A 7,670-nucleotide genomic window follows, 5' to 3' on the forward strand; every position below is an offset into this window, starting at 1 on the left:
GCTGTTGCCCCAGACGTTTTTGTATACCGCAGTTTGAATGCCGGCCCGGGAGAGCTTTTTAAGCGCTCTGGTTACCGTTTCCGCATACTTGTCCTCGGTGGTGACGTAGGTGTAGCGCAGAAGATCGCTGATGCCGTCAGCGGCATCCCGAACCCCGGTGCCGTTTTCCCGGGAACGCTTCAGTATTTTCCGGGTCAGACTGTCCCGGCTTTTCAGGCGGTGCTCCAGTCCGTCCAGCCGGACATCGGCGTTTTCCAGCGAGGTGAGGATGCCGGTGATCTCCGGTTCCTCCAGAGCCGCCCGGGTCAGAAATTCGTCAGCTACCGTTGCGGCGCTTTCTTCAGTGTTTTTGCGGCGGAGAACCTGAGGGATGGCGGGGATTTTGGAGGAGCCCGGCCGGACAATTTTGCCGGTATCGCCAGAAGCGGCGCCGCCGGTGGCCAGGGTCAGCAGGAAAAGGAAGAAGGGAATGGCTCCCGTGAACTTGTTCTTTAAGAGCTTGGTGATTTTCCAATTCATAGGCGCTTGTCCTGTTCCGCTTACCCGAGGGTGATAACGTATGAAGCCGGCCGGGGTTACAGAAAAATACAGAAAAAATGATGTCTCACTTTTTCCCTGCTGGTATTCCAGTTGCTATTCCCTGGTCACGGCCGCAAGGATTCTTCCCTTAGGTTAAATGCGGGCGGTTTTCCCAAAATTAAAGACCTCCGGGGAAAATGTTTTCAGATGGCGGGAGCCGGCCCCGGTTTCGGGCTCCGGAGGAGGCGTATTTGCCGCTCGGAATCGTCTGCTCCCGATTATTACGGGAAATCCTGCGGAATTCCGGCAAAAGCCGGCAATTTCTGGCAAAATAGCGCAGGTTTCGTATTTTTGGGTATCCGGTTTGATTTTTCCGGCGCTGCTTCCGGTATAGGAGCTCTTATGAGATTACAGTATTTTCTTCTGCCGTTATTCCTTTTTGCTTTGGAGGCCCCGGCCTCCGACCTTTATCAGGCGTATTTCAAGTGCGCCGAGGAGCATGTCATTGCCGTGCCGGATACCCCGGAGGAACCGGACGTTCTGGCTCTTATGAAGGTTTTTCAGAAGGAGTTTCCTGCAGCCCTCACCGGGGCATATCTCGAGAAGGCCGCCGCCGGCAAGCTGTCTCAGGAGGAACAGGAGCGGCTTAACAAAGGCGTTTTTGCCACGGACGAGGATGATGACGGCAATGAAGTCATGGCCCTGGTCTGGAATGATGCCGGGAACCGCAAGCTTCTGGGAGTGCGTTTTCATATCATGGCGGATGTGCTCTATGATGAAAAGGTGTGCTTCTACAGCTACGATCCCCAGTCCCGCGAGCTTAAAACCGTTTCAAACGAGCTCACCTCCTTCCGGCCGCCGTATGCTTCAGCCGCCGGAGCGGTTAAGAGCTACTATGCTTTTGATGAAAACAGCGCCGAGATCATGAATGAAAACGTGGACGGTCTGCAATTCGGGATGGTAAGCGTTTTTGCCCGAGAAGGGGCGAGCTTCCGCTTCCGGGGCGCCCGGATCCTCCTGCCGGCAAAAAAAGTCCGGGAGGTCAAAAAAATGAATCCGGCCTTCTATGCCTTTTACGATATTGACGGCGACGGCAATTCCGAGCTTATTTTCAGCGACAAAAAGCATGCCCGGGAAAAGATCTTGTTTGTGACTCCTAATGCGGATTTGGGCAGCAGCAAGATTGCTCTCCCGGCAGCGCTGTCCTGGCAGCCCTTGCTGGGACTGGAATCCTGGCAGTGATGCGGGGCTCCCGGGACGATTGCAAAACCTGCTTGCAGGCTTAAGAGCAGTCCCGGGGGCTTTATTTATCAGGCCCGGTTATGTTTTTCTGCTCCGGACGGAAGACGGAGCATGGCGTAAAAACACAACACACAGAAATCAGTACCTGAATCCAATAAACGAACCACTGACGGGAGAACAGACAAATACAGGAAGAAGAAGGAAATGCTGAACGCTTTAGAATGGTTGCGGGGGCCGGATTTGAACCAACGACCTTCGGGTTATGAGCCCGACGAGCTACCAGACTGCTCCACCCCGCGTCTCTGAACGGTGCATATAATGCCATAAAATTCCCAAAGGTCAACAAATTTTTTACAAAAAATTTAAAAAAGCGTTTTCAGGCGGGAAGGCTCCGGTCAGCCGGGATTTCAGCGCGGAGAGCGCGTGGTACTGAAAATGCATGGGAAAATGCGGGTGACGCTTTAGGATCTTTAAGGATTTCCGCTTTCGGGATAAAATACCCCTCGTTCAGTTTGGAAAATGCTCATGAAAATTTCGTTATTCCCTTTGTTACTCCTGCTTCCGGCGTCGTTTCTGGCGGCGGAGGACTTTATGTCTCCGGCTCCGCCTCCGGAGCTGGGGGAAAATCTCACCAGCTACCGCACGGCGCAGCAGAAGACCGAAAAGAGGCAGCGGGCGGAGCAGGAGGCCCGGAGCCGGGACAGGAAGCAGACTCCCGCAGAAAAAACCGGGAAGGGCACAGCATCGGAGGCGCCGGATGCTCCTCCCCTCAAGGAGCTTTACTTAAGCTACAAATATGTGCCCAATAAAAAGGTTTTTGTCTATAAGCACGGGGAAACTCTTATCAGACTGGTGGACAGTCATAACCGGCCGGTGCCGGTGGCCCGGGTGCAGGTGGAGAAATCGGGCTTTCAGGTTTTTGGCAGCAAGGACGGCACCGTGAAAATCACCTACCACGGAAACGGGATTCCCAGCGCCAAGCTTAAGGTCACCCGCAAAGGGGATTTGGATAAGCCCCTGATTTTTGTGCTGAAGTACAATGAGTACCGGCAGGAGCTGCGCAGCATCGAGGAGGTAAAGATATAAATGAAGGGATCTTTGCGTCCGGGATTCTCACGGCCCCTGAGAATTTTTGCCGTTCTCCTGTCCTCCTTGGCTGTTCTTCCGGTTCCGGCCTTTGACGAACCGGCGCCGCCCCCGGAGCTGGGGGATACCCTTACCTCCTATCGCACCCGCCAGCAGCTAGAGGACGGAGCGATGCGGGAATCCGGAGGAGAGGTTCCCAGTACCCCCCGGCGTCCTAAAAGAGTCTACCGGCAGGATGAAAACGGCAACATCGTCATGGTGGAGGAGAATGCTCCGGAGCTTTCCGCGGAAAAGCGGCCCGAGAGCGGCGGAAGCCAGACTCCCCAGAAGCGGGTTATTCGTCCGAAGCTTCAGGAGCACCGGGAGTTTTCCTACGAGCCTAATCATCAGTTTCCGTTATACCGGAATGCCATTCTGGTATTCAGTGTGGAGGATAAGGGCGGATACCCCTGGGAGATCGCCCGGGCCGAGGTGTCCAACCAGTATCTCCGGGCGGTGCCGTCAGAGGATGGCAAAACGGTGACGGTATCCGCCACTACCCATCAGAAACAGGCCATGGGCAAGGTAAAGCTGTTTCTGGACGGCGTCAGATCTCCCCTGGAGTTTATTATCTCCAGCCGGGAAGACAAAATGGCTGACGAGTACTATGTGAAGGTTTCCGTGCCCAATCCGGCTCCGGGGAACGCCAACCGGAATTCCGGCTATACCAATATGAAGATATCAGCCCGTGCCAGAAATTCCTTTGACCGGGACGGCACCTCCGGCAAGGGCGGCATGCAGGAGAGCGCGCCCGCTCCCCAGAGCGCCGGGCTTTTCGGGATCACCGTGGTCAGCGATAACAGCGTGTCACCGGATTCCATCAGGGCCACCAGCGATCTGTTACGGGAGGTATTGACAGAACATGCCGGGAAGTAAAACGCTATTTGCGCCGGGGCTCCTTTTTAAGCTGGCAGCCCTGACTTTCGTCTGCTGGGGCTTCTGGGGCAGTCAGGCCCGGGCCGGGGAGGTCATTGAGCCCTGCGACGGCCACTGGCGGGATTACGCCTACGACACCAAGATCATGAAACGCTACAAGCCCTATGCCAAATGCGTGCGGTGGACGGCGCATCAGTTTGAGCTTCCCGAGGAGCTCCTGTACTCCATTATTTACGTGGAGCGGGGGGATGTGAACGGGAAGTGCATGACCAACAATAACGGCACCGAGGACTGCGGTCCCGCGCAGATCAACGACGTCAGGCTGGGAGAAATAAAGCGCTTTGATCTCAGCAAAGACGACATGAAGGACAGTCCCTGCCGCAATATCTGGGTTATGGGCTACCTTATCCGCCGGGAAATCGAGAAGGCTGGCGGCGATATCTGGAAGGGGGTGGGGAACTACCACTACCACTATTCCGTCAATCAGACCATCCATGATCGCTATGTGAAGCTGATATCGGATGCCTGGAGAACCCTGAATCATAACGTGGCCGTGCGCTGCGGCCGCTGAGCCGGGGGGCTGCCGTTTCCCGATCCGGCCCGGGGCTGCGGCGTTTCAGGTTTTCAGAAGTTCTTCGGGCCGGCCTAACAGATGTGGCTCAGCATATGGGGCTTTTTTGCTGAAAATTTGATGTCCATCAATGATTTTCTGAAAACAATCCCGCTTTTTCTGTTAATGTTCAGAATTTTCGGGCTCCGGGAGGGCTATAATGGACAGGATCAGTTTTGTAATCTGATCCTGTTTCGCGCGTCCGTCCGTTTTTGTTTTCCCGGAGGGGCGCCAGGGGGCTCATAATGGCAGAGAATCAGTTCAGGCCGTGGCAACAATCCTATCCTGCGGATGTTCCGCCGGAGGTGGATACCCGTGTCTTTAATTCTCTCCTGGACATGTATGAGTTTTCCTGCGAAAAGTATCCTGACAGAGTCGCCTACATCAGCATGGGACACTCCATCACCTACCGGGAGCTCAATGAAAGGGCCAGAAGCTTTGCCGCCTATCTGCAGAATGTGTTCGGGGTAAAGAAGGGGGACTGCATCGCCCTCATGCTGCCCAACATCATTCAGTATCCGGTATCCCTGTTCGGGGCGCTCTTGGCCGGAATGGTGGTGGTGAACGTCAATCCTCTTTACACCCCCAGCGAGCTCGTGCATCAGCTTCGGGACTCCAAAGCCCGCATTATCGTGGTTATTTCCAATTTCGCCCATACGCTGCAGAAGGCTCTTCTGGAGATTTCTCTGGACAGGATCATCGTTACCAACATCGGAGACGAGTGCGGCGCTCTCAAGGGCTCTCTGGTTAACATCGCCGTTAAGTATATCAAGAGACTGGTGCCTTATTTTAAGCTTCCCGATGCCGTGACCTATAAAACGGTGCTGGCCCTGGGAGCCGAATATCCCTATACCCGGCCTCTGGTTTCCCGGGAGGATCTGGCTTTCTTGCAGTATACCGGCGGAACTACCGGCACGGCCAAGGGCGCCATGCTGACTCATCACAACATTCTGGCCAATGTGGAGCAGGCTCTGGGCATGTACGGCCCGGTGCTCCGGGAAGGGGACGAGTATGTGGTGACCGCCATTCCCCTTTATCACGTCTTTGCTCTTACCATTAACTGCATGGTGTTCTTCCGGCTGGGAGGCACCTCGCTTCTTATTCCGGATGCCCGCAAAATCAAGAGTCTGGTCAGGGAGCTCCGCGGCTTTAATCCCACCTGTCTTACCGGCGTAAATACCCTGTTCGGGGCTCTTATTGACAACAAGGAGTTTTGCGCCATGCATCTTTCCCGGCTCCGGCTGGTTATCGGGGGCGGCACTTCGGTGCAGAAGGGGGTGGAGCAGCGCTGGTTTACCAATACCGGACTTCATATTCTGGAGGGCTACGGCCTTACGGAATGCTCTCCTTTGGTGGCGGTCTGTCCTCATAACATCAGCGAGTACAACGGCACCATCGGAATTCCGGTGCCCTCCACGGAGGTGATTATCCGGGGGGATGACGGTTCCGTCATTACGGAGCCCGGCATTCCCGGAGAACTGGAGGTGAAGGGGCCGCAGGTCATGAAGGGCTATTTCGGGAGAGAGGTGGCCACCCGTAATACCTTTGACGGGGAGTATCTCAAAACCGGAGACATTGCCTGCTGGGCCAACGACCGGGGCTTCATCAGAATCGTGGAGCGCAAGAAGGATCTTATTCTGGTATCCGGTTTTAATGTTTATCCCACGGAGATCGAGGACGTCATTTCCCTGCATCCCAACGTGGCTGAGGTGGCGGCCATTGGCGTGCCCAGTAAGCACAGCGGCGAGGCGGTGAAGGTATTTATCGTCAGAAGAAACAAGGCTCTCACCGAGGAAATGGTTAAAACCCTCTGTCGGAAGCATCTCACCAATTACAAGGTTCCCAAATACATCGAATTCATCGACAAAATGCCCAAGACCAATATCGGCAAAATTCAGAAGAAGGCGCTGCGGGCCATGGAATACCAGAAGCGGGGCATCAAGCTCGATCAGAATGGGAAGCCGGTGCTGCCAGAGACTGATACCGGGAGCGACAAGGGCAAATAACAGCGGGAAATCACGGTTTTTTTTACGGCAGAAACCGGGAACAGAACAGTGCAGAGCAGTTTTTTTGGAAACGGATCAAAAAAATCACCGAAGATCCTTTGAAATACTAACCATGGAAACGTTTTCAGGTTAAAATATGGGAAGTGTTGGATGCCCATTGGGCAATAGTAATCTAATAATTAATCTCCTTAATATCCGGTGGGACAAAAAATGAGAAAACAAAACGGCTTTACGCTTATTGAGCTTGTAGTGGTAATTGTTATTCTGGGCATTCTGGCAGCCACTGCCGCCCCGAAATTCATGGATCTGCAGAAGGACGCCCGCATCAGCGCCGCTAACGGTCTGGCCGGAGCTATCAAGAGCTCTATCAGCATGACCTACAGCAAGGCAATTCTGGCTGGCAAGGATAAGGCTGCTTCTGGTTCGTATGTTTGTAATTCCGGCGCCGCTACTGCCGAATGCACATCCTCCAGTGCTGATGCAGTAGAGCTTGCTTACGGCCGTCCTGCTGCAACAGCTAAAGGTATCATTAATGCTGTTGATATTGATGCTGAAGCAAAGCCGTCTGGCACTACTGCATCTACTAAAGAGTGGAATTATAGTATTTTTGCGGCATCGGGTGAGAATCCTGCTGGTATTGGTATTTGGCAGGTTGGTTCCGCTGAGGTTACCAGTGCATCTGTTGGTTGCGGCGTTTATTATGAGGCTTCCGCCTCTGCTACCGCTGCGCCTAAGGTAACTGTGTTAACCACTGGCTGCTGATTAGCGGTTTCTTAAAGTATACCGTTTCTGATAATAAGAAGGCCTGCGTATTTGCAGGCTTTTTTATGCCCGGAGGATTTACGGGATGTTTAGCCGTCCGGAAGCGGAAGCAGGCGGATGTCCTGCTGATTGTTACGGAGGGGCAAGGGGAAGAAGCAATGCGAAACACCTTGCGGGTTACTTTTCTGGGAATGGGCTTAAGCAGGTTTTTGCGGTGATCTTTGTTTTTAGGGCAAGGAAATTGACTTTTACCGGTTATTCAGCAAAAATATATTAGTGATATTGTATTTAAAGAGTTATTAGAACAGTAATAAGCCTTAGGAATAAAATGAATTATACCTATGTTGATAATGCCGCAGGATTAGACAGCATGCTGGAATGCTTAAGCAAGGCTGCGGTGATTGCCTTTGATACAGAATTTTTTCGGGTGGTGACATTTTTTCCGAAGCTGGCGCTGTTTCAGCTGGCGGCCGGAGGCGAGATCTTTCTGGTGGATCCCTTTGCGGTAAACTTTTCAAAGCTCCTGTCGT

Annotated in this window: 7 protein-coding genes, 1 tRNA gene and 1 pseudogene; 7 read left to right on the plus strand and 2 right to left on the minus strand. The window is 53.5% G+C overall.

Features of this window, described 5'->3' with window-relative positions; genetic code table 11:
* On the minus strand, nucleotides 1–519 hold a 519-nt coding region (locus ACJROR_RS14685), incomplete at its 3' end, for a hypothetical protein (protein ID WP_406547748.1).
* A 402-nt stretch (nucleotides 520–921) separates the two neighbouring features.
* Between ACJROR_RS14685 and ACJROR_RS14690 the strand changes: the two genes are divergently transcribed.
* A complete protein-coding gene (locus tag ACJROR_RS14690) occupies nucleotides 922–1,761 on the plus strand; it encodes a hypothetical protein (RefSeq protein WP_406547749.1) in 840 nt (279 codons plus the stop codon).
* A gap of 222 nt (nucleotides 1,762–1,983) precedes the next feature.
* Here the strand turns inward: ACJROR_RS14690 and ACJROR_RS14695 are convergent.
* Nucleotides 1,984–2,060: transfer RNA gene (locus ACJROR_RS14695), tRNA-Met, on the minus strand.
* A 226-nt stretch (nucleotides 2,061–2,286) separates the two neighbouring features.
* Here ACJROR_RS14695 and ACJROR_RS14700 point away from each other — a divergent pair.
* From ACJROR_RS14700 to ACJROR_RS14725, 6 genes and pseudogenes are all read left to right on the plus strand, one after another.
* Nucleotides 2,287–2,847 (plus strand): hypothetical protein, encoded by a 561-nt coding sequence (locus tag ACJROR_RS14700; protein WP_406547750.1) that lies wholly within the window; start codon nucleotides 2,287–2,289, stop codon nucleotides 2,845–2,847.
* The gene (locus ACJROR_RS14705) at nucleotides 2,848–3,762 is read left to right on the plus strand and encodes a DotH/IcmK family type IV secretion protein (protein WP_406547751.1); all 915 of its coding nucleotides are present in this window, start codon (nucleotides 2,848–2,850) and stop codon (nucleotides 3,760–3,762) included.
* On the plus strand, nucleotides 3,749–4,333 hold the full coding sequence (locus tag ACJROR_RS14710) for a lytic transglycosylase domain-containing protein (RefSeq protein WP_406547752.1): 585 nt from the start codon (nucleotides 3,749–3,751) through the stop codon (nucleotides 4,331–4,333). Before ACJROR_RS14705 ends, ACJROR_RS14710 begins: the two co-directional genes overlap by 14 nt.
* 284 nt (nucleotides 4,334–4,617) lie before the next feature.
* The gene (locus ACJROR_RS14715) at nucleotides 4,618–6,378 is read left to right on the plus strand and encodes an AMP-binding protein (RefSeq protein WP_406547753.1); all 1,761 of its coding nucleotides are present in this window, start codon (nucleotides 4,618–4,620) and stop codon (nucleotides 6,376–6,378) included.
* Between the two features lie 210 nt (nucleotides 6,379–6,588).
* Nucleotides 6,589–7,140 (plus strand): type II secretion system protein, encoded by a 552-nt coding sequence (locus tag ACJROR_RS14720; protein WP_406547754.1) that lies wholly within the window; start codon nucleotides 6,589–6,591, stop codon nucleotides 7,138–7,140.
* A 328-nt stretch (nucleotides 7,141–7,468) separates the two neighbouring features.
* Nucleotides 7,469–7,670 (plus strand): annotated as a pseudogene (locus tag ACJROR_RS14725) (hypothetical protein); the annotation flags it as partial.

It is taken from the genome of Succinimonas sp., from assembly GCF_045225735.1.
GTDB lineage: Bacteria > Pseudomonadota > Gammaproteobacteria > Enterobacterales > Succinivibrionaceae > Succinimonas.

Coding starts and splice junctions, on each gene's coding strand:
- ACJROR_RS14690 (WP_406547749.1), top strand. CDS start 922: ATGAGATTACAGTATTTTCTTCTGCCGTTATTCCTTTTTGCTTTGGAG.
- ACJROR_RS14700 (WP_406547750.1), top strand. CDS start 2,287: ATGAAAATTTCGTTATTCCCTTTGTTACTCCTGCTTCCGGCGTCGTTT.
- ACJROR_RS14705 (WP_406547751.1), top strand. CDS start 2,848: ATGAAGGGATCTTTGCGTCCGGGATTCTCACGGCCCCTGAGAATTTTT.
- ACJROR_RS14710 (WP_406547752.1), top strand. CDS start 3,749: ATGCCGGGAAGTAAAACGCTATTTGCGCCGGGGCTCCTTTTTAAGCTG.
- ACJROR_RS14715 (WP_406547753.1), top strand. CDS start 4,618: ATGGCAGAGAATCAGTTCAGGCCGTGGCAACAATCCTATCCTGCGGAT.
- ACJROR_RS14720 (WP_406547754.1), top strand. CDS start 6,589: ATGAGAAAACAAAACGGCTTTACGCTTATTGAGCTTGTAGTGGTAATT.